Genomic DNA, 23942 nt, shown 5'->3' on the forward strand with positions numbered 1-23942 from the left:
GTTTGTCTAGCATCTAAAATAAAAATTGACGTTTCACGTTGTTTGTTTCGTTCAGTTTTCAAAGAACTTGTCCATCGCTTCAGAAGCGACTTCATCATATTAACATCTTCATTTTTCGATGTCAACTAAGTTTTAAAATTTCTTTTTTGTCGTTTTCTACGTTTCCGCATCAGCGACGTTTATTAATATACCATCATGGTTTTTAAATAACAAGTGTTTTTTATAAAAAAACAAAAAAATTATCTATCCTCCTTTCTTCTATAGTAAAACCTTTTATTCTCTCTACTGAAAATAAGTATTTTGATTGTATACCAATACACTCTAATTAACCAAACTGCCTTCCATAATCCCTCCCACCTTTTCATTCTCTTCTACATTAGAGTCCACATTTAAAAAGAAAATAGCTTCGCCACTTCCTAATAATGCGCACATGTTGATTTTTTGTCCCTCCACACAAATCATTACTAATTGAAAGAACCGGTTGTTGGCAGATAGCTCCCCCCAACCGAATTCGAGGTGAGAATTTTATCGTCCGACCAACGGCGGGATAGATAACGAAATTCCAACGAAACATCAACTTAAGATTATTGTTAGAATTTTTTTACATTTAATTAATGAAAAATATCCATTTTTTGTTATATAGTAAGAAAGGACGTACTCAACTATAAATAACCCAATGGAGGAATTACTTTATGGATAGGTTAACAAAGTTTTCATTAAAAAACCGCGCCGCTGTTATCATCATGGTTTTTCTCATTTCCATACTCGGTGTTTATTCCGGCTCTAAATTACCTATGGAATTTTTACCTAGCATCGATAATCCCGCAGTCACCGTCACAACCTTATCTCCAGGACTCGACGCCGAAGCAATGACAAAAGAAGTAACCGATCCCCTTGAAAAACAATTTCGCAACTTAGAACACATCGACAACATCACCTCTTCTACTCACGAAGGATTATCACGCATCGATATCGCGTATGCATCCAAAGCAAATATGAAAGATGCCACACGTGAAGTTGAAAAGGCCATTAATACAATTAAATTACCTAAAGATGCAACGAAACCGATAGTTAGCCAATTAAATACTTCTATGATTCCACTCGCTCAAATTGCAATCCAAAAGCAAAACGGATTTTCAAAAGCAGATGAAAAACAAATCGAAAAGGAAATCGTACCACAACTCGAAAGCATTGATGGCGTTGCCAACGTTATGTTTTTTGGAAAATCAACTTCCGAATTATCTATTATACTAGACCCAAACCAATTAAAAGATAAAAACGTAACAACGGAACAAATATTAAAGGTTTTACAAGGAAAAGAAACTTCCACTCCAGCTGGAGCTGTTACCGTTAATAAAGAAGAATATAACCTTCGTGTCATCGGGGATATAAAAAATGTAGATGACATTAAAAACATCACTGTTGCACCTCAAGTTAAATTACAAGATGTTGCTCAAATTGAACTAAAACAACACTATGACACAATCTCACATATAAATGGCGAAGAAGGCACTGGATTAATCATCATGAAAGAGCCAAGTAAAAACGCAGTTGCAATTGGAAAAGAAATCGATAAAAAAATTAAAGATATAAGTAAACAATATAAAGATCAGTTTTCTATTAAACTTTTAGCATCAACTCATGAACAAGTTGAAAATGCTGTTACTAGCATGGGAAAAGAAGTAATCCTTGGAGCAATTGCTGCAACTCTAATTATCTTAATCTTTTTACGCAATTTCCGAACGACACTCATCGCTGTTGTCAGTATTCCATTATCTATTTTATTAACACTCTTTTTACTACACCAATCTAACATCACACTTAACACTCTAACACTTGGTGGTTTAGCCGTTGCAGTTGGACGTCTCGTCGATGATAGCATCGTTGTCATTGAGAATATTTTCCGCCGGTTACAAAAGGAATCTTTCTCTAAAGATATTATTCTCGATGCAACGAAAGAGGTCGCCGTCGCAATTACTTCTTCCACCTTAACAACGGTTGCTGTTTTTCTACCTATCGGCCTCGTATCAGGAGTAATCGGAAAATTAATGTTACCTATGGTATTAGCGGTCGTATATTCTATACTATCGTCCTTAATCGTTGCACTAACAGTTGTTCCACTTATGGCTTTTTTACTACTCAAAAAAACAAAACACAAAAAGCCAAGTTCTTCACCACGATATACGGCTACATTAAAGTGGGCTCTTTCGCATAAATTCATTATTCTACTTACTTCTTTTTTATTATTCGCAGGATCGATTGCTGCATATGTATTACTACCGAAAGCGAATATAAAATCTGAAGACGACACAATGTTATCTATTAATATGACTTTCCCAGCTGATTACGCTCCTGAAACACAAAAACAAAAAGCCTTTGATTTCGAAAAGAAGCTACTTTCCAATTCAGATGTAACGGATGTTATTTTACGAATGGGATCTAGCGCAGAAGATGCACAATGGGGGCAAACGACGAAAAATAATCTTGCCAGTATATTTGTAGTCTTCAAGAAAGGCTCTGATATTGATCAATATATTAAAGAGTTAAAAAAAGAACATAACGCTTTTGAACCCGCTGAACTTGATTATATAAAAACGAGTTATTCAAGCTCTGGCGGCGGCAATAATTTGCAATTCAACGTAACAGCCACTAACGAAACGAATTTAAAAAAGGCTGCTACTATCGTCGAAACAAAACTAAAAGATATGGATGATCTTTCTAAAGTAAAAACGAATTTAGAAGACTCTAAGAAAGAATGGCAAATCCATGTTGATCAAACAAAGGCCGAACAACTAGGATTAACACCAGAATTAGCAGCTCAACAAGTAGCATTCCTTATGAAGAAATCACCTATTGGTGAAGTTTCAATCAATAACGAAAAAACTACTATTATGATAGAACATAAAAAAGAAAGCATTACGAAACAAGAAGACATTTTAAACACAAACATACTATCACCTATTAATGGACCAATTCCTTTAAAAGACATTGCAACTATTTCAGAAAAGCAACTTCAAACAGAAATCTTCCATAAAGATGGAAAAGAAACCATTCAAATTACCGCAGAAGCTTCAAATGAAGATTTAAGTAAGGTAAGCGCAGAAGTGAACAAAGCGATAGCCGACTTAGATTTACCTAGCGGAGCCAAAGTAAATATCGCAGGCGCCACTGAATCTATGCAAGAGAACTTCACAGATTTATTCAAGATTATGGGGATTGCAATCGGGATTGTATATTTAATTATGGTTATTACCTTTGGACAGGCGCGTGCTCCTTTTGCAATCTTGTTCTCCTTGCCATTAGCTGCTGTCGGCGGTATTTTAGGATTAATCATTTCAGGAACACCAGTTGATGTAAATTCCTTGATCGGCGCATTAATGTTAATCGGGATTGTCGTTACAAACGCTATCGTATTAATAGAAAGAGTACAACAAAACCGAGAACACGGTATGGAAACGAGAGAGGCCTTACTTGAAGCAGGTTCCACTAGATTACGCCCAATTATTATGACAGCTATTACAACAATCGTCGCTATGCTACCACTCCTATTTGGTCAATCACAAGCAGGAAGTATGGTATCGAAAAGTTTGGCAGTCGTTGTCATCGGCGGTTTAGCAGTCTCAACTGTCCTTACATTAGTAGTCGTTCCTGTAATGTATGAACTATTAGATAAAATCGGGAGAAAAAGACGCTCTCGTAGAAAAATAAATACTTCTACAGAAACACCTGATATTTAAACGAAAAAGCGTTATCTTCACGAATGAAGATAACGCTTTTTCTCTACCTACTCATATAATCCATCATTTTTTCTGCATACCGCTCTAGAGGTTCACTAGAATTCACAATAAGATATTCACTATTTAGAGGTCTTTTACTACCATTTAACCACTTTTTAAAAGCTACTTCCGACTCTACCTTTTCAATTTGACTGACCAGACGCTTACGTGTTTGTAGTCTCATATTAATCTCTTCCATATCATTCAGATAACACTCAATATATTTATATTTCACACCATGTTTATTAGACAGCTTAATTCCTTTTTCAACCATCCCTTTATATAGACATGGACTATCCAATATCACACTATGTCCTTGTTCTAAATATGAATCAATCAATGCCCATTCAGCATCATACGCAAGTCCACCAATAATCGTTGATTCAATACCTTTCACTTCTAGCGATCTTAACAATGCTGATTTCAAAACGTCATGATCTACAATTATAGCACCTGTTAACTCCCCTATATACTTAGAAACTGTAGATTTTCCCGATCCTGGAAAACCTGACATTTGCAGAAAAAACAAATTAAACCCACTCCCTCATTTTCATCTTTTTATCCCACTATTTGTGAGCAGTAAAACCCCACTGTTTAAAATTTCACTTTATCTATATAACGAATTACAAATTCAACAATCGCTATACCTTTTCCTTCTATATTAAAACGCAAAAAGAACTCCCTACTTATAAATAGAGAGTTCTTCTTTATAACTTATGCCGCTTTTACCTTCTTCGTCGTTTTACTTTTTCTTTTCGCTCCTGTAAAACGTTTGTGCAATATAGATGCTACTAAGCGTGAAATAACATTGAATAGCAATACCATAATAATTAATACAGCTGCAGACTTTGTCGCAATTAACTTCGCATCCGGAATAATTCCTTCAGAATTTAACTTCCAAATGTGAACCGCTAACGTTTCAGCTGGTCTAAATGGGTTTAAAGGATGAGCAGGACTTGAGAAGTCCGCTGCTGAATTTAAAATTGGAGATGTTAAACCCGCTGTATAAATTAATGCCGCCGCTTCACCAAATATACGACCTGCCGCTAAAATAACACCTGTAATAATTTGTGGTAGTGACGACGGAATAATAATACGAGTGATCGTTTGCCACTTTGTTGCACCTAATCCAAGACTCGCCTCTTTCACATTAGAAGGAACCTCTGAAATCGCATTTTCACAAACACGAGTTAAACCTGGCAAGTTTAAAATTGTTAAAGCAAGGGCACCACCCATTACTGTGTATCCCCATCCTGTCATTGTAACGAACACTAACAAACCGAATAAACCAACAACAATAGAAGGTAAAGATGCCATTGTCTCAATACATAAACGGACAAAGTTTAAAAAACGTCCTTGTTTTGCATACTCTGCTAAATATATTCCAGCGCCTAATCCGAGAGGAATAGATATAATAAGCGTTATAACAAGCATATAGAAAGAATTGAATAACTGCGGACCAATCCCACCACCAGCTCTTGTATTACTTGGTTCTCCAAACAAGAAATTAGGATCCCAAAAACCCCATCCCTTTTGTAAAATCTCAAACACTAAGAACACTAGTAAAGCTACAACTAAAGCCGCAACCGCATAAAAGATACCTGTCCAAACTTTATTTACCGTTCTTGCATTCATTATTATCGCTCACCTCTTTGCCCAATTGCTCGAATTACTAAAATAAACAGGAATGAAATAACAAGTAAAATCATTGCTAAAGTCCATAGCGCATTGTTCCAAGCAGTTCCGTTTAATGTATTTGTCATGTCCATTGTCAAAATACCAGTTAACGTTGCTGTCGGGCTATATATTCCTTCTGGTAATTTAACCGTATTCCCAATTACCATTTGAACCGCTAATGCTTCACCAAAAGCACGCGCTAAACCTAAAACAATACCTGTTAAAATCCCCTTTTTCGCAGCAGGAACAATCACTCGGCTAATCGCTTGCCATTTCGTTGATCCTAAACCATAAGAAGCTTCTAAATAATCAAATGGAACAGAGCGTATTGCATCAGAAGCGATACTAGCAATAGTAGGCAAAATCATTATACTTAATACAACAATACCTGCAATTAAACTAAAGCCCACTCCTCCAAACGAATCACGTAATAGCGGTACTAAGATTGTAACCCCTAATAATCCGTATACAACCGAAGGAATACCAACTAATAATTCTAAAACAGGCTTCAATACTTTATTTCCAAACTTCGGCGAAATTAAATTCATGAATATAGCAAGAGCTATAGCAATTGGCGCACTAATAATAACCGCACCTAACGAAACCACCGTTGAACCTACAATAAAAATTACAGCCCCGAAAGTTCCCTCATCAGCATTTGGACTCCATTTTGTCGATGTTAACATTTCAGTAAACGAGATACCACTTTGCGTAAATGATTGAATTCCTTTACCGCAAATAAATGCAATAATAGCTAATGTAACTAAAACAATAAAAATACCACAAAACGTAACAAGTGATCTTCCTATATATTCACTTTTCACGTAATTAATTTGTTTTTTCCCCTTCATCACAGGACAGACCCCACTTCATAAATTGAAATGAACAGGACTGGCCTTGCAGCCAGCCCCATAAATTTTATTACTTATTTAATTTAGACATTGGAATATAACCCATATCTTCTACTTGCTTTTCAAAATCTTTACCTTTTACATAGTCAATGTAAGCTTTTGTTGCTTCTTTTGCCTCACCTTTCGTTACCATGTACTCGTAAGACCAGAATGGATATTTACCAGACGCAATGTTTTCAACTTTTGGTTCAGCACCATCAATTTTCACTGTTTGTAGCGCACCTTTTTTCTCGCCAACCATGTAAGACATTGCTAAATAACTTACTGAACCTGGAGTAGAGTTAATCGCTTGTTCTACTGCACCGTTAGAATCTTGTGTAGTACCAGTTCCATCATTAATTTTCGCGTCTTTCATAATTGTTTTTTCAAATGTAGCACGTGTACCAGAAGAAGCTGGACGGTTAATTACGTTAATTTTTTCATCTTTCCCGCCTACCTCTTTCCAGTTTGTTACTTTTCCAGTGAAGATATCTTGTACTTGTTGTACTGTTAAATTATCAACTTTTACATCTTTATTTACGACAAGTGCGAATGCAATACCCGCTACCTTGTTATCTACTAATTCTTTCGCCTTATCAGCATCTTTTATTTTATCTGCAGATGGAACATCTGAGTTACCAATTTGGACCGCACCAGAAGCTACTTGGTTAATTCCAGTTCCACTACCGCCACCTTGCACTTGAATAGAAACGTTTGAATTTTTCTCCATAAATTTCTTTCCAGCTTCCTCTGCAAGAGGTTGAAGTGCTGTAGAGCCTGCAGCTGCTATCGTACCTGACAATTCTTGTTTTGCATTATCGCTTCCTTTAGCCTCTTTACCTGATGTCTCTTCTGCTTTTCCACATCCCACTAATGAACCCGCTACCACTAAAGCTGCTAAAGAAAATTTAATACCCTTTTTCATGACCATGTCTTGTACCCCCATTTGGATTATCACTTTTCACATTTATCTACTTCTTTCGAACACAAATTCATTGTAGGACAATAATATTATGTGAGTGTTAAGCAATTTTTAATTTTAAGTAAATGACGATAATACCCCTTAAAAACTAGAAATCCCAACATTTATAGTTGAAGAACCCAACAAAATCCACACTAATTAAGCTGTAATGTAAATTTACTCTTAACAATGTAAATTAAATGTAAATGTTTTTCGCTCTTTTTCCCTTTTAGTTAAAGTTACATTTACAATTCCGTTGTATTTTGTTACTTTTACGCGCCTAATTTATGTACATTACACAGAATTTCAGTAATATTTTTTAGTACAACTAAATAAATTGGAACAATTCTAAAAATAAATGAATATTTTTAAAGTACCAATTGACAGCATCATCCAATGTAGTCTACTATATTACTAACAAAAAGTTTACCTAAGGAAACTTTTTAAACTTAAACTAACAATATAGAGATGAGGTAACTTTTATGGTATCGGCTAATAAAAAACCACTTTCCGAATTTAAGACTGGAGAGTTTGTACAAATTGAGAAGATACAATTAGAAGGAACTATGAAACGACGTTTATTAGATTTAGGATTTATCCCCGGCGCAACAATTAAAGTATTACAACGCAGCCCACTTGGAGATCCGGTCGCTTATCAAGTAAGCAACACAACTATCGCACTACGCAAGGAAGAAAGTTCCCTTATTTTCGGGGTATTAATAGGAGATGATTTCAGATGAGCAAATATCGCATTGCTTTAGCTGGCAACCCAAATACCGGGAAAAGTACATTATTTAATACTTTAACAGGTTTAAAACAACATACTGGAAACTGGACGGGAAAAACTGTTTTAAAAGCTGAAGGAGAATATGAACATAACGGTAGTAAATATACATTAATAGATTTACCTGGGACTTACTCACTATATTCAAATTCTGCGGATGAAGAAGTAGCAAGGGATTATATTATATTTGAAAAACCAGAAGTAACTGTAGTTGTTGTAGATGCAACAGCAATGGAAAGAAATTTAAATTTAGCACTTCAAGTGATGGAAATGACGAGTAACGTAGTCATTTGTATTAACTTAATTGATGAAGCTGAGAAAAAAGGCATCGTTATCGATGAAAAAAAATTAGCAAAATCACTTGGTGTACCTGTAGTTAAGATTTCCGCTCGTAACCGAGTAGGCATCGGTCATTTACTAAATGTCATTGCTAAAGTAGCAAATAAAAAGCTAATTCCAGCACCAATTAAAGTTACTTATAGTGAAAAAATCGAAAATATGATTCGAGAATTAGAACCACAAATTTATAAAGCATTCGGTGATACGTATCCAGCACGTTGGATTGCATTACGTATATTAGATGGAGATAAAAATTTCTTAACTGCACTTGAAAAACATCATAACGAACCACTTGTAAGGGAGGTCGTAATCAATGGAATCTCACTCAGCCAGTAAAGCTCTTCCATTAGACTATATTATTCAACACGCTCAAACACTTTCAAAAGAAGATATACGAGATGATATTGTCGGAGATATTTATCGAACATCTGCAAGCATCTGTAAAGAATCTGTTCAATATACAAATACGGATAAATTATATCGTTCTGAAAAACTAGATAAAATTTTCACATCTCCAATATGGGGATTCCCAATTATGCTCGGTATTTTATCTATCATTTTTTATCTTACAATCGCTGGTGCTAACGTACCATCTGATATGATTGCTGAGTTTTTCGGATGGGCCGAAGGATATTTAACTTCTTGGTTCCAAGCAGCACACGCACCTGAATGGTTACATGGCATTTTAATACTTGGTTTATTCCGTGGTATCGGCGCTGTTATTAGCGTTATGTTACCACCTATGGCCATCTTTTTCCCTATGTTCGCACTATTAGAAAACTATGGATACTTACCACGCGTTGCGTTTAATATGGACCGATTATTCAAACGCTCTGGTGCACACGGTAAACAATCTTTAACAATGGCAATGGGATTCGGTTGTAACGCTGCAGCTATTATGTCAACACGTATTATTGAATCACCACGTGAACGTATGCTTGCAATCTTAACAAATAACTTCGTACCTTGTAACGGTCGCTGGCCTATGTTAATTTTAATGGCCTCATTATTTATGGCTGCTGGTTATACAGGTAGTATGCAAACACTTGTTACTGCCGGCGTTGTAGTTGGAATGGTTGTAATTGGTATCGTTATGACATTAACTGTTTCTTGGGTACTATCAAAAACAGCTTTAAAAGGCGTTCCAACCCACTACACACTTGAGTTACCGCCGTACCGTAAGCCAAAGGTTTGGAATACAATTGTACGCGCAACACTCGATAAATCAGTTTATGTTTTAAAACGAGCTGTTGTTGTAGCTGCCCCTGCGGCTGCATTAACTTGGTTACTAGCTAATATTTTCATCGGTGACACAAGCTTACTTATGTATTTTGTAAATTTTCTAGATCCATTTGCTAAAATGTTAGGACTTGACGGCTTTATTCTAGCTGCGTTTATTCTTGGACTACCAGCGAATGAAATTGTTATCCCGATTTTATTAATGTCTTACTTATCAACCGGGGCTTTAACTGAAATAGATGATTTTAATCAAATTAAAAATTTATTCTTAGAAAATGGTTGGACTTGGTTAACAGCGTTAAACACAATGTTGTTCTCACTTCTTCATTTCCCATGCGGAACGACACTGGTTAACATATATAAAGAAACAAAAAGTGCAAAATGGACATTCTTATCGTTTGCAATCCCTACCGTTATCGCCATCGTTGTGACATTCCTCTCTACACAATTGGTACATTGGTTAGGGCTTGTATAAAGCAAAGCATACATAGAAGGTATCCCCCTTCACATATGCTTTGCACGAAAGAAACCTGAAATCATTCAGGTTTCTTTTTTTGCACATCAGCATTCCAAGGCTGCGCTCCATACGTTGTGAGTTTCTTATGAATAAAGTATATAGCGCCTGGAAGAATCGCCATTAATATTGTGCAACTAATTCCTAATCCAGTAAACAACTTCCATCACCTTACTTTACTCTTTTTGGTAAAGCTGAACCCGTATGTTCAATTGTTGGATGAACATGAACAGTAACCTCAGCATCACTAAAGTAATTTTCACCTTGATCCCAATTCTTACTTATTTTTTTCCACTCTTTATAATTATGCCGCTTATACACTTCCCCTAATTCTAATACATCTACCTTATATTTTTTTTGAACAAGCTGAACGGATTTTCGGATGCGCGTCTCCATTTCCTTCGAAATATCCTTCTCTAAACGTTTTTCATTCAAGACCTTTTTATGATCACTAAAGTGTAACTCAGCTATTGTACCTTCCAAAAATAAGTGAATATTAAACTTTGGTTTTGTAACATTTGTTGTAGATACTTTAATTTTCCGACGCAACTTATGAATTTCATATGTAATAAGTTGATTCTTTTTGCGGATAGTAAAAAAACCTCCAATTTTTTTACCTACTATATAATTCATTCCTAATGTTTCTTCCCCATTCAAACTACCTACACACTTATTATCCTTCCCACGAAACAACGCTGCCCCGTTCATTTGTACACCTTGCTTTGTTAATTCAAGAATAGGTAATACGAAGCTTCGGCTCGCAATCATCTTTTCCTGAACCTCACCAATTCTTGCAGCCTCAATCATTTGGGCATTTTTCGGAGGATGTTCAGCTAACATATCAATATACTGTGCCGGTAAATTTTCAGGTTTTGCACTCTGTTTTAAAATAGATTCGGCATTCTTCTTCGAAACAAACAAACGAATATTTCTCCTCATTTCATGATCGCGAATATATACATCTAACGTATTTTGCAAAACATACGGATTCGCCAGTAATTCTTCCGAAAAAATAATGACTTGTATATGCGGAAAAAATAATGTTCGACTAATCTTTTTAGCAATAATTCGGATTTGCTCAAAGACACTATCTGCTTTCGCACTCACATTAATATAATTTTCACTATCTCCACCACCTTGTCCCCCTTGTTGCGCTAGCTTACTGGGAAGCACCATCTGATACGTCCCTTTCATAATCGGATTTGATTTCTTTTTTTTCACGATATCATAGGCTGCACCTACTACAAATCCTCTTTCTTCTATTTCTTCTAGCTCAGAACACCCACTGATAGATCCAACTAAAACCATAAGCATTATAATTTTAAGAAGGTGTTTCATTTCTACCATTCCTTCTTCTTATTTTATATACAATAAAAACTAACAAAGGTGCTAACACGACAAACCCCATATCTATCCAAGCTAAATAAGTTCCATAATTTGATAAAGCATTTAAACTACTAGGCATCATATTCACCATAAAAATAATCGGGGCACTTACAAAAATGAAAATATGTTTCTTCACTTTGGGAAACATAGCGCAAAATAATAATGATGCGACATCATAATACATGGCCGTAGTGTTATAAATAGTAATAATCCAAGTTGTAAAAAAAATTGCATCAAATCTTTCTAAAAACCCTCCACCAATTTCAATTTCTTTCCCTAATTCAATTGTTGGGTACGTCAATCCACGAGTTGTCATATACGTAAAAACACTAATACAAGTTACATAAATTAAAATGTACGACAACACATTTACCATTACCGCTTTCGCAACTGCCATTGGTGCTTTTTTTGCCGCCTTATCATTCAGCAACACAGCATAAAACAGAGCTACTTCAAATCCAATAAACGTAAAAATAGAATTTTTAACTCCAACAGCATATTGACTCACTTCCGTTTGAAAGGCTGGTAGTAAATTATTTATTTCCATTAAATTTATATTCAATAAAGAAAGAAGCACTATCGCAATTAAAACAATAGGTAAAAATAGAACATTTAACCTTAATAAAGCTGCTCTAGATCCTGCTATTCCATAAATAACAACTAATAAGAAGAAGAAAGACAGTAGTTGTATTGGTGTATCACTAAACAAATACGTTTGGGAAATAATTGAAATCATTCGCGATTCATATGCTGTCAACGCAGCAAACGTTAATACTAAAACGCTGCTAATCGTGTATGCAACAGGCTTTGTCAAATGCGCACTCGTATATTGAACAAAGTTTTGTTTCGGGAATAAAATAGCTACCCTCGTTACAAACCAACCTAAAACTGCACACACCAATCCACCCAAAAGCAAAATAATCCAACCGTCCGAAAATAAAGTTTGGTTAGCGATATCTCTTGGCATAGACAATGCTCCTATACCAATAATGGTCGAAGATACCGCAAACCCAATTTCCCGAGATCCAATCTCTTCATCGCCATACTCAAATGGTTTCAATTATTCTCGCTCCTTTGGACGTATTGTAGAATCCTTCGTTTGTAAATATTCCGGTCTCTCTTTCAACATTGATTTCGGCAAACGAATAAGCTCTTCTTTCCAATCTTTATAGAATGCGGGAGCAATTGGAGTTGTATACGGCACACCAACACTTGTTAAATTTGTAATATGAACAGCAAGCGCAATAAGAGCTAGAATGATTCCATACAACCCAAAAGCCGTTGCTGCTAATACAAAGACGAAAAGTAAAATTCGAAACGTAATTGTGATGCTATACACCGGAAGTGAAAATGTAGCAATAGCTGTAACCGCAATAATGATAACTAAAAATGGATTTACAATTCCTGCATTCACCGCTGCCTCTCCAATTACAAGACCACCTACAATCCCAATTGTTTGTCCCATCGGTTTCGGCAACCTAATTCCTGCTTCTCGTATTAACTCCATCGTTAATGCCATCATTAACGTTTCAATATAGGCAGGAAAAGGAACACCTTCTCTTGCTCCAGCAATCGAATAAGCCAATTTAGAAGGAATAAGTCCTTGGTGATACGAGACGAGCGCTACATACATCGCTGGCATTAAAATTGCAACTATACCAGAACCCATCCGCAAAATTCTTAATAAAGTCCCTATTACCCAACGCTCATAATGATCTTCCACAGATTGAAAAATATCAACAAACACTAGCGGAGCTATAAGGGCAAAGGGAGATCCATCCACCAAAATAGCTGCCTTTCCTTTCGTTAATGAGGCCACAATATTATCAGGCCTTTCCGTATTCAAAAACTGCGGAAACGGCGACAAATTATTATCTTGAATTAATTGCTCAATTGTACCCGTCTCAAAAACGACATCTGTCACTATGGATTGAAGACGCCGATCTAGCTCTTTTACAATGTAAGGATTAATAATGTCTTCTATATATACTAAAGTCACTTCTTTTTGGGATCTCTTTCCCATAATATAAGATTGAAATCTCAGCTTTGGGTCACGTAAACTACGGCGAATTAATACTTTATTCACGTTAATATCTTCATTTAATCCAATTCTCGGTCCACGTATTAAATCTTCTGTTACTGGCGGTTCTAAACTTCTTTTTTCCCAAGCCCTACTATTAATTACGATAGCGGTTTGAATATTATCAATTAATATAACTGTATCTCCCGCTAAAATCGCATTTATAATATCCGGCAACGTTGTCTTCTTACCAACTTCTGCAATAGAAATAAAGCGATCCAATAATGTTTGAACAACAGCTTCGTCTTTTTGTATTTCTTCATATTGAAGTGTACGAACTACATATTTATAAACATTATCCTTATCTGTTAACCCACATAAAAAGACAACAGCACAGCGTGTAAAACTACCGGCAAGGGCAACTTCCCTAATTGTTAAATCATTCGGCGAACCTAACTCATCTCTAATTTCTTTCATAACTTCAAATAAGTTACCTTTTAGCTCTAACAAGTCCCCCACCTAACTTCCTTTTCAACAAGTTTTTAGTTAGATTCCGCTAATAGAAGAAAATATATACAAAAAAAGAGCTATCTCTTTTCAAAGATAGCTCTAGCATATGAATTACTTTTCTACTATTATATTGTCTGCTTTTATAGACACATTTTTCGTGAATCCGCTAACGATAAACATCACAATCATATTTATTAATAACGCAACTATACCTACATTTAAATCTTTTATATATTGAGGGAAACCCGGAAACATCGTAGCTATAGTTGAACCAGATAAAGTAATATACGCAACCACTAACAACCCAATCCCCATCCCTGCAATTGCTCCTTGCTTCGTAATAACCTGACGTGGAAACAAACTACATACAAGTGCCGGGAAAAGTTGTGTCACTATACTATATCCCATTAAAAGAAGTGCCCCTATCGTTTCTCCACCTTTAAAAGTAAACAAAACAGCTACAAGCGTTACTACAGGAACAAATAATTTCGCTACTTTTGCCACTTGTCGATCCGAGACAGATGGGACCATTGTTCGGTAAATATTTTTCGCTAATAATGTAGAAGCGGCCATGACAAGCATAGAACCTGGAACTAATGCCGTTAAAACTCCAGCACTACCAATAACCCCAATAAACCAAGGATCAAAAGTTTGAAGAGCCAGACGGAATAACGAAAGGTCTACATCCCCTCCCTTTAATCCAGGAACTTGCAAGATAGCTGCGAACCCTGCAAAGAACACGAAAAGTAAAACTAAAGAGTACAGTGGCATAATGGCCGCATTTTTACGAAATACTTTTTCATTTTTTGCAGAGAAAGCAGAGGCAAATGTATGGGGCCACATATAGAAACCGAGAGCTGTTAATACAATAGTAGAAACAAACCAAGAAATGCTCATTCCTTCATCAGGTAAAGATAAAAATCCTGGTTTTGCTGCTTCTACAGCTTCAAACATCGGCTGAAATCCTCCGTAATAATGGTACGGTAAATATATACCTAAAAACATAACGATAAACAGGATCATAATATCCTTCAAAGCGGCCGTCCAAGCAGAGCCGTGTATACCTGAAACCATTACATATATTGTTATAACAATTGCGCCAATCCACACTGCGATAACTGGTGATACCCTTCCGTAAGACGCTTCCGAAACGATAATTCCTAATCCTTTTAACTGTAAAACAAGGTATGGGATAATCGAAATAACCCCAATGATAGAAACGATAAGGCCAAGTGCCTGACTCTTATATTTCTTCACAAAAAAATCTGGCTGCGAAACTAGATTATGCTCTTTTGCATACTTCCAAACTGGTGGTAATAAAAAATAAGATAAAATATAAGCTAACGCACCATAACCTAAAATATAAAAAGTAGGTGCTCCTTTACTATACGCCCATCCACTTCCACCTAAAAATGTGAATGTCGTATAAATTTCACCTGCCATAAGAAGAAAAACAAAAATAGTACCAAAGCCTCTTCCTCCAACTGACCATTGCTCTAAATTCATATCTTTTCCATGTTGCGCCCGAATTCCCAAAAATAGTGCGAGAAACAAAAATAAAATAATGATAAGTAATGCGGTCATTTTACATCCCCCTTATTAGCAGGATCAAATACGTACACAATCCCCATACAAAGAGATGTAATAAGCACTGATAATAATATCCAAAATAATAAAAATGGCATCCCTAATATGTAAGGAGTAACTGAATTAGCAAATACGGGGCCAACAACTAAACAAAAAACTGGAATAAGCGCTAATACGTGTATTTTCTTCATCTCATTCTCCTTTACTTATGAAATTCATAATCGATGATACAAAGACTTGCACGCCAATTGGTAATGCATCTTCATCAATCGTAAAACGAGGGTGATGGTGAGGATATATAATTCCTTTCTCTTTATTTCCTGCTCCGATAAAAAAGAATGTCCCTGGTGCTTTTTGTAAAAACGCTGAAAAATCTTCTCCAGCCATCGTCGGCTGTAAACGAGTAACTCGTTCCCTTCCATAAAGCTGTAATGCTGTTTGCTCAATAATCTCTGTCACTTCATAATCATTTACTACTGGACGGTATCCATATTCATAAGAAAACGTATATTTCGCTCCATAAGCTTCCGTCACATGCTTTACAATCTGTTCAATCCTTTTCTCTGTTTCTTCTCGTAACTCATGTCTTAAACTCCGCACTGTCCCTTCAATCTCCGCTTGTTCTGGAATCACATTATGAGTTGTCCCAGCGTGAAACTGCGTAACAGATACTACAAGAGAATCTAACGGATTCGTGAGGCGAGATACAATTTGCTGAAGTTGGGAAATCACTTGTGTACCAATTGCAATACTATCAACTGTTTCATGAGGGATTCCAGCATGTCCACCTTTTCCTTCTATTATAATTTTAAAAACATCTGGAGCAGCCATTGCGGGACCATAAATTACACCTACTTTTCCAACCTCTAACGATGCCCAAAGGTGAGCACCAATAATATAATCGACCCCTTCCATTACACCCGCTGCAACCATTTCCTCTGCACCACCAGGAAAGTTTTCTTCAGCATGTTGGAATAGAAAACGAATCTCCCCTTTAATTTTCTCTCTTGCTTCTACTAACTTATGTACAACTCCAAGTAATATCGCTATATGTCCATCATGGCCACATGCATGCATTACACCCGGATATGTAGAAATAAAGTCAAACTCATTTTCTTCATGAATAGGAAGAGCATCCATGTCAGCACGAACCGCAATAGTTTTACCAGGCTGCTTACCAATTAATCTTGCCATTACACTATATTTAGTAGGTCTTGATACTTCTAAACATGGAATTTCTCGAAGTATATCGAACACAAACTGCGATGTTTTCTCTTCTTGAAAAGATAACTCTGGATACTTATGAAAATGTCTTCTCCACTCAATCAATTGATTTTTCGATACAACTAGTTTCTTCGCTACATCCATTTCTCTTCTCCCCTTCTTCACCAAGTTAAATGTTATTATAACGTGAATTGTTAACTTTTAAAAGAATCTTCTGAATTTTCTATTATAATTATTTAAAAATAAAAAGCCATCGAAATGATGACTTTTTCATTATTATAAAATAGTAATCGCTTGTTTCCCCATTTGCTCCCACGCTTTCTCAAACTCTGCTCGTGGAACAGCAAAACGCGGATTATTTTTTAGAGGATCATTTACATATACAAAGTTTTGATCGTATCCAACTACTACTACACTATGCTCAAAATATGTAATTTTCACTTCACCAGAGCTTGTATTCCATGTTTCAAAACTGCTTTCAGCTAGCGGCTTAAACGTCGTATTAATAATAACCCATACTGGAGAACCAGAACTAATTACCTTATATAGATCTTTCACATCTCTATCTGTTAAATTAATTACTTTTTCAGAAACATATTTTTCTGCTAAATTAAAGATTGGTTTATTGTATACACCATATCCTGGTTCCGCTTTCGTATAAATATTTCCAACAAATCCCTCATACGGATTTCCACGCAAACCATTTTGTTCAAATGGAACTCGATGAATTTCACTAGCAAGTTGCATCTTATCTACTTGCACACCTTTATATTGTAGCAACATAGCTAAGCTTGTCACCTCACATCCACGAGGTAATTCTGGTAACTGCTTTATAAACGGAACATTTTCAATCATAGCCGCTTCTTTCATTTCAGATAGAAAATCTAAGCGTAGCACTTGTGCCTTTTGTATAATCTTATCTTTCCCTATAAAAAACGCTGCAGCAAATATAATTCCAAAAACAAAAAGATATTTTAACTTTTTCATTTTAAACAAAACTCCATCAATTATTATTTTACAGACATACCTCTTACCATTGTACCTTTCTTCTTGCTAGTTTGCTAGAAAGATTCTGTGAATTATTGTTCATAACTACATCGTTATAAAATTCTAATTATTTTTAATAAAAAGAAAAAACAATATACTTTTTAGCAACATTTTGCTAAAATCAAAATTATTAACATGGTGAAGATATCACCTTGTTAATAAACACATTCTTAGAGTATTTAGTCATAGTTCGTTTTTTTACATACTCCATTCATTTCATAGCAAATAAACTGAGTATGTGTCACATCCCCCACTAATGATTAAAAACTCAGAATGAAAACCAGTTAACACATATAAGAAAATAACGGGGTGAGGGGCATATGAATCAACAAGTAGAACAAACAGATTTAAAACGTACAATGAAAAGTAGACACCTATTTATGATTGCACTTGGTGGTGTTATCGGAACTGGCCTATTTATGGGATCTGGTCAAATCGTCCATAACGCCGGCCCTGGTGGTGCTATCCTTGCATTTTTAGTCGGTGGATTTGTTATGTATTTAACGATGTTATGTCTTGGTGAATTATCCGTAGCTATGCCAGAAGCAGGTTCATTCCAAAGCTATGCAAGCAAATTTATTTCACCTGGTTTTGGTTTTGTTGTCGGTTGGATGTATTGGTTAAATTGGGCTGTTACAGTTGGAGTAGAGTTAACAACTGTAAGTATTTTAATGAAACGATGGTTTCCATACGTTTCTTCGTGGATTTGGTGTGTTACATTTGCGGCAGCACTCTTTCTTGTAAACGCTTTATCAGCAAAAGCATATGCAGAAGCAGAATTTTGGTTCGCAAGTGTAAAAGTCGCAACTATTGTTGTTTTCATCGTACTCGGTGGTGCAGTTATGTTCGGTCTACTAGACTTTAACGGAAAACCAGCTCCAATGCTTCACAATTTCACTGAAAATGGCGGCCTATTTCCAAATGGTGCATTAGCTGTTCTTCTTACAATGATTACAGTAAATTACTCCTTCCAAGGAACAGAATTAATCGGAATTGCTTCAGGGGAAAGTGAAAATCCTGAAAAAACAATTCCTAAAGCAATCAAAAATACCATTTGGCGCACACTATTCTTCTTCGTCCTAGCAATATCAGTTGTTGTAGGTTTACTCCCGTGGCAAGAGGCTAATCTAGTCGAAAGTCCATTTGTACTTGTATTTGATGTAGCTGGTGTTCCATATGCAGCAGACATTATGAACTTTGTTATTATTACAGCTGTATTATCCGTAGCCAATTCTGGTCTATACGCAAATTCGCGTATGCTTTGGGCGATGGCAAAACAAGGAATGGCAAGTCCAGCATTTACGAAATTAACTAAAAAAGGTGTACCACTAAACGCATTGATTTTCAGTCTAATCTTTGCAAGTCTATCCCTATTAACAAGTGTATTTGCAGCAGATACTGTCTTTTTAGTTTTAACATCTATCGCAGCAATGGCTGCTGTTGTCGTTTGGATGTCAATTGCGGCTTCACAGTTTTTCTTCCGTAGAAACTTCGTGAAAAACGGTGGTGACATAAATGATTTAAAATATCGCACACCACTTTATCCGCTCGTTCCAATCGTAGCGTTCTCACTCAATTTTATTACATTTGTTAGTTTAGCTTTCATTCCAGATCAGAGAATCGCTCTTTATTGCGGCATTCCATTTATGGTCATTTGTTACATTTTATATCAAGTGAAATATAAAAAAATTGTCACATTTGAACAACAACAGACTATTTCACAAGAAATAAACTAAATATACGAAATATTCAGCTATCTTTCTTATGATAAGATAGCTTTTTTCTATTTCTTGGGTATCCTGGTATAACTTTATTTATCTTAAAATTTTCACAATCGCATTTTTCTCTGGAAAATAGTTTACAATGTAATCAAGTTACAAATGATATTCACCTTAAAAAGTGTGCATTTGTGTCTATTTTTTAACAATATCTCAAAAACTATTGCCTTCTATAAATTAATAGGTTTATATTGTTTTATTGGCATAGTTTCAATCCAAGGAGAAAGGAGATTTTCAATCGTGCAACTAAAGAAAGCGTTTTGGAAGTTGGCTTCGCTTCTTCCGTTATCATTACTTCTGTTCCTCGGTGGCTGTGATAAAAAACTCGCAGTATTAAATCCGCAAGGACCTGTTGCAAAAGCACAGTATGATTTAATTGTTTGGTCATTCTTGCTTATGTCATTAATTATCGCAATTGTATTCATCTTGTTTACAGTCATCTTGATTCGTTATCGTGAAAAACCAGAGAATATGGACTATGAGCCACCTGAACAACACGGTAACACATTATTAGAAATCATTTGGACGCTTGTTCCTGTTATTATCGTTATCGCATTATCGATTCCAACAGTAAAAGCAACTTATGCTTCGGAAGAGGTTCCGAAAGAGTCCAAACATATTAAACCAGTGGAGATTTATGTTACATCTGCAAACTGGAAATGGTTATTCAGTTACCCAGAGGAAAAAATTGAAACCGTTAACTATTTAAACATCCCAGCTGGTGTACCAATTCAATTCAAACTGACTTCTGTCGGCCCAATGAATGCTTTCTGGGTACCAGAACTTGGTGGTATGAAGTACACAATGGATGGCATGATTATGGACCTTTATTTACAAGCTGACAAACCAGGTTCTTACCTAGGTCGTAGCGCGAACTTCTCTGGTGAAGGATTTACTCACATGGAGTTCGAAGTTGAAGCAAAAACTAAAGAGAAATATGACAAGTGGGTTAAAGAAGTACAACAAACTGCTCCTAAACTAACAGAAGATAAGTACAACGAAATTGTTAAACCTGGTGTAGTTGGTCGTATGACATTCTCTAGCCATCACTTAAGTTATGTAGATCCAAAATCACTTGAATATTGTGATTACAACTACTACAAAAACAAAAAATAATAGCTATAATTCCAACAGATTGGAGTGAACACAGTGAAGCTTGATGAATTCTTTGTCACAGGTGACCCGATTATTTACGGTGCAGACGCTTCTATCGTTCTTGTGACATTAGCAATCATTTTCGTACTAACTAAGTATAAAAAATGGAAATGGCTTTGGGACGAATGGTTAACAACTGTTGACCATAAAAAGATTGGGGCCATGTATATTATCTCTGCGGTTATTATGTTATTCCGTGGTGGTATGGACGGTTTAATGATCCGTGCACAGTTAACATTCCCTGAAACAACTTATTTAAACGCTGAACACTATAACGGAATCTTCACAACACATGGTACAGTTATGATTCTTTTCATGGCGATGCCATTCGTTATGGGATTAATGAACCTTGTAGTACCATTACAAATTGGTGCTCGTGACGTTGCATATCCGTTCTTAAATGCTTTAAGTTTCTGGTTATTCTTTGTCGGAGCAATGTTATTCAACATCGCTTTCGTAATCGGTGGTTCTCCAGACGCTGGGTGGACTTCTTACTTCCCAATGGCAGGTACAGAGTTTACTTCTGGTGTAGGAAATAACTACTACGCAATTGCATTACAGATTTCAGGTCTCGGTACGTTAATGACAGGTATTAACTTCCTTGTTACTATCTTAAAAATGCGTACACCTGGTATGACTTTAATGAGAATGCCAATGTTTACTTGGTCAATCTTAATTACAACGATTATCATTATTTTCGCTTTCCCAGTATTAACAGTTGCTCTTGCATTAATGACATTTGACCGTCTATTCGATGCTCACTTCTTTACGATGGCGAGCGGCGGTATGCCAATGTTATGGGCCAACCTATTCTGGGTATGGGGTCACCCTGAAGTATATATCGTTATTTTACCGGCATTCGGTATTTTCTCTGAAATCATTAGTACATTCTCACGTAAACGTCTATTCGGTTACAGTGCGATGGTATACTCAATGGTTGCAATTTCTTTACTAAGTTTCGTCGTATGGCTTCACCACTTCTTCACGATGGGTGCAGGTCCAGCGGTTAACTCATTCTTCTCGATTTCGACAATGGCGATTTCGATTCCAACCGGGGTTAAGATCTTTAACTGGTTGTTTACACTGTATAAAGGACGTATTCGTTTTACAGTTCCAATGCTTTGGTCATTGGCATTTATTCCAAACTTCGTAGTCGGTGGGGTTACAGGGGTTATGCTTGGTATGGCAGCAGCTGATTATCAGTACCATAACAGCTACTTCCTAATCGCTCACTTCCACTACGTATTAATCGCAGGTACAGTATTCGCTATGCTTGCTGGATTCACATTCTGGTATCCAAAAATGACTGGTCATATGTTAAATGAACGCCTAGGTAAATGGACATTCTGGATCTTTATGAGCGGATTCAACATCTGTTTCTTCCCAATGTACTTCTTAGGTTTAGACGGTATGACTCGTCGTATGTACACTTACTCTGAAAGTCTTGGATGGGGATGGCTAAACCAAATCGCATCTGTTGGTGCGGTAATGATGGGTATCGGCTTCCTACTTCTTTGCTACAACGTAATTTGGAGTGCTCGTCACGGTGAACGTGACACAACTGGAGATCCATGGGACGGCCGTACACTTGAATGGGCAACTCAATCTCCTGTACAACATTACAACTTCGCGAAACTTCCTGAAATCAAAGAAGCTGATGCTTTCTGGTACATGAAAAAACGCGGAGAAACAGTTACACCAGCAGCAGAAGACATCAAACCAATTCACATGCCAAGTAACTCTGGTGTGCCTATTATTGCGTCTGGATTCTTCGGTCTTGCAGGTTTCGCATTAGTATTTAGCTGGTTCTGGCTTGCAGCAATCGGCGGCATTGGTATTTTAGCTTGCTTAATCTATCGTTCATTCGATTACGATGAAGGTTACTATATTAGTGTTGATGAAATTAAAAAATCAGAACATGTAGCATGAGAGGTGAAATGATATGGCGGCTTTAGATAAAAGCTTACCTTTGGAATATCAATCCGAACAAAGCAGATTGAATATCCTAGGATTCTGGATTTTTCTTGGGGCTGAAATTATGCTGTTCGCAACACTTTTCGCCTCTTATCTAGTACTTGCTGGTCGTACGGCAGATGGCCCAACACCAGCACAACTGTTTGAACTTAAAACGCTTTTAATTCAAACATTACTACTTTTAACAAGTAGTTTCACATGTGGTATCGTGATTCACGAAATGCGTAAGCACAACCAAAAAGCAATGCTTGGATGGTTCGTCCTTACATTACTTTTAGGTGCAGGCTTCCTATTCTTCGAGATTGAAGAGTTCATTATGTATATTGGTGAAGGCGCAACAATTCAAACAAGTGCTTTCCTATCTGGATTCTTCGTTCTTCTTGGAACGCACGGAGCCCACGTAACAGGCGGTATCATTTGGGCAATTTGTGTTATTATCCAAATTTTAAAACGAGGTTTAACACCAGTTACAGCTCGTAAAGTATTCATTATCAGCTTATACTGGCATTTCCTTGATTTAGTTTGGGTCTTTATTTACACACTAGTTTACTTGAACGGGATGGTGGCGTAAATGGGTCAAAATAACAACCAAGCAAACGGGCATGCGCATAGCGGATTCCCTTGGTCACACGTTTTCGGATTTATTTTATCGCTTGCACTAACGTTTTTAGCGTTATACGTGGCACTTTATACAAACCTGCCACTATCAACGATCTTAACTACCATTATCATAATGGCTGTTGCGCAAGCGTTGTTACAATTAATTATGTTCATGCATTTAAAAGAAGGAGAAGGAAGAGTTCAAGTTCTTACTATGATTTACAGTTTCTTCGTTGCAACTGCAACAGTTGGTTTAACTGTATGGATCTTCTTCTCAATGTAATGTACATGAAAAGACTGCTGAGAAATCTCAGCAGTCTTTTTTTATTCCCTCCCCTATTACATCCACATTACGGAATTAACAACAGAATCATGAAAAATATACTTATTATGACAAATGTTAAGAAAACTCTTTCTTTATGAAATCGAATCCATATACGTTGCTTTTCTACCTATTATATGGCTAAATAAGTACTATATT

Annotated in this window: 22 protein-coding genes; 9 read left to right on the forward strand and 13 right to left on the reverse strand. The window is 36.3% G+C overall.

Going from position 1 to position 23942, the window contains the following annotated elements; genetic code table 11:
- Positions 1-321: 321 nt before the first annotated feature.
- Complete coding sequence (locus BAQ46_RS31375) at positions 322-453, reverse strand: hypothetical protein (RefSeq protein ID WP_282957202.1); 132 nt, start codon at positions 451-453, stop codon at positions 322-324.
- A gap of 239 nt (positions 454-692) precedes the next feature.
- Between BAQ46_RS31375 and BAQ46_RS13545 the strand changes: the two genes are divergently transcribed.
- On the forward strand, positions 693-3737 hold the full coding sequence (locus BAQ46_RS13545; protein WP_071742032.1) for an efflux RND transporter permease subunit: 3045 nt from the start codon (positions 693-695) through the stop codon (positions 3735-3737).
- Positions 3738-3780: 43 nt separating this feature from the next.
- On the opposite strand, the gene BAQ46_RS13550 is transcribed toward BAQ46_RS13545, so the two are convergent.
- The 4 genes from BAQ46_RS13550 to BAQ46_RS13565 all read right to left on the reverse strand — a co-directional run bounded on the left by BAQ46_RS13550 (position 3781) and on the right by BAQ46_RS13565 (position 7274).
- Positions 3781-4305: a P-loop nucleotide/nucleoside kinase family protein gene (locus BAQ46_RS13550; protein WP_000465770.1), complete on the reverse strand. Its 525-nt coding sequence runs from the start codon at positions 4303-4305 to the stop codon at positions 3781-3783.
- 185 nt (positions 4306-4490) lie between these two features.
- Positions 4491-5411: a phosphate ABC transporter permease PstA gene (pstA, locus tag BAQ46_RS13555; protein WP_000994142.1), complete on the reverse strand. Its 921-nt coding sequence runs from the start codon at positions 5409-5411 to the stop codon at positions 4491-4493.
- A 2-nt stretch (positions 5412-5413) separates the two neighbouring features.
- Positions 5414-6304, reverse strand: a complete 891-nt coding sequence (gene pstC / locus BAQ46_RS13560; RefSeq protein WP_000676680.1) for a phosphate ABC transporter permease subunit PstC — start codon at positions 6302-6304, stop codon at positions 5414-5416.
- A gap of 70 nt (positions 6305-6374) precedes the next feature.
- On the reverse strand, positions 6375-7274 hold the full coding sequence (locus tag BAQ46_RS13565) for a phosphate ABC transporter substrate-binding protein PstS (protein WP_000245122.1): 900 nt from the start codon (positions 7272-7274) through the stop codon (positions 6375-6377).
- 512 nt (positions 7275-7786) lie between these two features.
- Here BAQ46_RS13565 and BAQ46_RS13570 point away from each other — a divergent pair.
- From BAQ46_RS13570 to BAQ46_RS13580, 3 genes are read left to right on the forward strand one after another with little or no spacing between them, the layout of a single operon-like run.
- Positions 7787-8044: a FeoA family protein gene (locus BAQ46_RS13570; protein WP_000252986.1), complete on the forward strand. Its 258-nt coding sequence runs from the start codon at positions 7787-7789 to the stop codon at positions 8042-8044.
- A complete protein-coding gene (locus BAQ46_RS13575) occupies positions 8041-8763 on the forward strand; it encodes a FeoB small GTPase domain-containing protein (RefSeq protein WP_071742033.1) in 723 nt (240 codons plus the stop codon). The genes BAQ46_RS13570 and BAQ46_RS13575 overlap by 4 nt, the downstream gene beginning before the upstream one ends.
- Entirely contained in the window at positions 8741-10141 is a 1401-nt protein-coding gene (locus BAQ46_RS13580) for a nucleoside recognition domain-containing protein (RefSeq protein WP_000443601.1), read from the forward strand. The genes BAQ46_RS13575 and BAQ46_RS13580 overlap by 23 nt, the downstream gene beginning before the upstream one ends.
- A 61-nt stretch (positions 10142-10202) precedes the next feature.
- Here BAQ46_RS13580 and BAQ46_RS30670 read toward each other — a convergent pair whose 3' ends face one another.
- The 8 genes from BAQ46_RS30670 to BAQ46_RS13620 form a co-directional block, all read right to left on the reverse strand.
- Positions 10203-10340 carry a hypothetical protein gene (locus BAQ46_RS30670; protein ID WP_071742034.1) on the reverse strand — a complete coding sequence of 46 codons (138 nt, stop codon included), beginning with the start codon at positions 10338-10340 and terminating at the stop codon, positions 10203-10205.
- An 11-nt stretch (positions 10341-10351) separates the two neighbouring features.
- Complete coding sequence (locus BAQ46_RS13590) at positions 10352-11518, reverse strand: Ger(x)C family spore germination protein (protein ID WP_000681624.1); 1167 nt, start codon at positions 11516-11518, stop codon at positions 10352-10354.
- Positions 11502-12626, reverse strand: a complete 1125-nt coding sequence (gerLB, locus tag BAQ46_RS13595; RefSeq protein WP_000802025.1) for a spore germination protein GerLB — start codon at positions 12624-12626, stop codon at positions 11502-11504. Before gerLB ends, BAQ46_RS13590 begins: the two co-directional genes overlap by 17 nt.
- On the reverse strand, positions 12627-14105 hold the full coding sequence (gerLA, locus tag BAQ46_RS13600) for a spore germination protein GerLA (protein ID WP_001996708.1): 1479 nt from the start codon (positions 14103-14105) through the stop codon (positions 12627-12629).
- 102 nt (positions 14106-14207) lie between these two features.
- Entirely contained in the window at positions 14208-15680 is a 1473-nt protein-coding gene (locus BAQ46_RS13605) for a sodium:solute symporter family protein (RefSeq protein WP_071742035.1), read from the reverse strand.
- Positions 15677-15874 carry a DUF3311 domain-containing protein gene (locus BAQ46_RS13610; RefSeq protein ID WP_000719858.1) on the reverse strand — a complete coding sequence of 66 codons (198 nt, stop codon included), beginning with the start codon at positions 15872-15874 and terminating at the stop codon, positions 15677-15679. Before BAQ46_RS13610 ends, BAQ46_RS13605 begins: the two co-directional genes overlap by 4 nt.
- Before the next feature lies 1 nt (position 15875).
- Complete coding sequence (locus tag BAQ46_RS13615; RefSeq protein ID WP_071742036.1) at positions 15876-17051, reverse strand: amidohydrolase; 1176 nt, start codon at positions 17049-17051, stop codon at positions 15876-15878.
- 132 nt (positions 17052-17183) lie between these two features.
- A complete protein-coding gene (locus tag BAQ46_RS13620) occupies positions 17184-17894 on the reverse strand; it encodes a C39 family peptidase (protein ID WP_000734470.1) in 711 nt (236 codons plus the stop codon).
- Between the two features lie 380 nt (positions 17895-18274).
- Here BAQ46_RS13620 and BAQ46_RS13625 point away from each other — a divergent pair, with 380 nt between their 5' ends.
- The 5 genes from BAQ46_RS13625 (at position 18275) to qoxD (ending at position 23744) form a co-directional block, all read left to right on the forward strand.
- Positions 18275-19690: an amino acid permease gene (locus tag BAQ46_RS13625; protein ID WP_071742037.1), complete on the forward strand. Its 1416-nt coding sequence runs from the start codon at positions 18275-18277 to the stop codon at positions 19688-19690.
- A 282-nt stretch (positions 19691-19972) separates the two neighbouring features.
- On the forward strand, positions 19973-20848 hold the full coding sequence (locus BAQ46_RS13630; protein ID WP_001176167.1) for a cytochrome aa3 quinol oxidase subunit II: 876 nt from the start codon (positions 19973-19975) through the stop codon (positions 20846-20848).
- 33 nt (positions 20849-20881) lie between these two features.
- The gene (gene qoxB / locus BAQ46_RS13635) at positions 20882-22816 is read left to right on the forward strand and encodes a cytochrome aa3 quinol oxidase subunit I (protein WP_000762372.1); all 1935 of its coding nucleotides are present in this window, start codon (positions 20882-20884) and stop codon (positions 22814-22816) included.
- Positions 22817-22829: 13 nt separating this feature from the next.
- Entirely contained in the window at positions 22830-23432 is a 603-nt protein-coding gene (gene qoxC / locus BAQ46_RS13640) for a cytochrome aa3 quinol oxidase subunit III (RefSeq protein ID WP_000729317.1), read from the forward strand.
- The gene (gene qoxD / locus BAQ46_RS13645; RefSeq protein WP_000531380.1) at positions 23433-23744 is read left to right on the forward strand and encodes a cytochrome aa3 quinol oxidase subunit IV; all 312 of its coding nucleotides are present in this window, start codon (positions 23433-23435) and stop codon (positions 23742-23744) included. It abuts the gene before it with no gap.
- The last annotated feature ends 198 nt before the right edge of the window (positions 23745-23942 follow it).

Source organism: Bacillus paranthracis, assembly GCF_001883995.1.
Classification (GTDB): domain Bacteria; phylum Bacillota; class Bacilli; order Bacillales; family Bacillaceae_G; genus Bacillus_A; species Bacillus_A paranthracis.

Excerpts from the sequence above, each read along its gene's own strand:
- BAQ46_RS13565 (WP_000245122.1), bottom strand. The coding sequence starts at position 7,274 with ATGGTCATGAAAAAGGGTATTAAATTTTCTTTAGCAGCTTTAGTGGTA.
- qoxC (WP_000729317.1), top strand. The coding sequence starts at position 22,830 with ATGGCGGCTTTAGATAAAAGCTTACCTTTGGAATATCAATCCGAACAA.
- BAQ46_RS13580 (WP_000443601.1), top strand. The coding sequence starts at position 8,741 with ATGGAATCTCACTCAGCCAGTAAAGCTCTTCCATTAGACTATATTATT.
- BAQ46_RS13620 (WP_000734470.1), bottom strand. The coding sequence starts at position 17,894 with ATGAAAAAGTTAAAATATCTTTTTGTTTTTGGAATTATATTTGCTGCA.
- BAQ46_RS13615 (WP_071742036.1), bottom strand. The coding sequence starts at position 17,051 with ATGGATGTAGCGAAGAAACTAGTTGTATCGAAAAATCAATTGATTGAG.
- qoxD (WP_000531380.1), top strand. The coding sequence starts at position 23,433 with ATGGGTCAAAATAACAACCAAGCAAACGGGCATGCGCATAGCGGATTC.
- pstC (WP_000676680.1), bottom strand. The coding sequence starts at position 6,304 with ATGAAGGGGAAAAAACAAATTAATTACGTGAAAAGTGAATATATAGGA.
- BAQ46_RS13545 (WP_071742032.1), top strand. The coding sequence starts at position 693 with ATGGATAGGTTAACAAAGTTTTCATTAAAAAACCGCGCCGCTGTTATC.
- BAQ46_RS13590 (WP_000681624.1), bottom strand. The coding sequence starts at position 11,518 with ATGAAACACCTTCTTAAAATTATAATGCTTATGGTTTTAGTTGGATCT.
- BAQ46_RS13610 (WP_000719858.1), bottom strand. The coding sequence starts at position 15,874 with ATGAAGAAAATACACGTATTAGCGCTTATTCCAGTTTTTTGTTTAGTT.
- BAQ46_RS13570 (WP_000252986.1), top strand. The coding sequence starts at position 7,787 with ATGGTATCGGCTAATAAAAAACCACTTTCCGAATTTAAGACTGGAGAG.
- BAQ46_RS13605 (WP_071742035.1), bottom strand. The coding sequence starts at position 15,680 with ATGACCGCATTACTTATCATTATTTTATTTTTGTTTCTCGCACTATTT.
- BAQ46_RS13625 (WP_071742037.1), top strand. The coding sequence starts at position 18,275 with ATGAATCAACAAGTAGAACAAACAGATTTAAAACGTACAATGAAAAGT.
- pstA (WP_000994142.1), bottom strand. The coding sequence starts at position 5,411 with ATGAATGCAAGAACGGTAAATAAAGTTTGGACAGGTATCTTTTATGCG.
- BAQ46_RS13575 (WP_071742033.1), top strand. The coding sequence starts at position 8,041 with ATGAGCAAATATCGCATTGCTTTAGCTGGCAACCCAAATACCGGGAAA.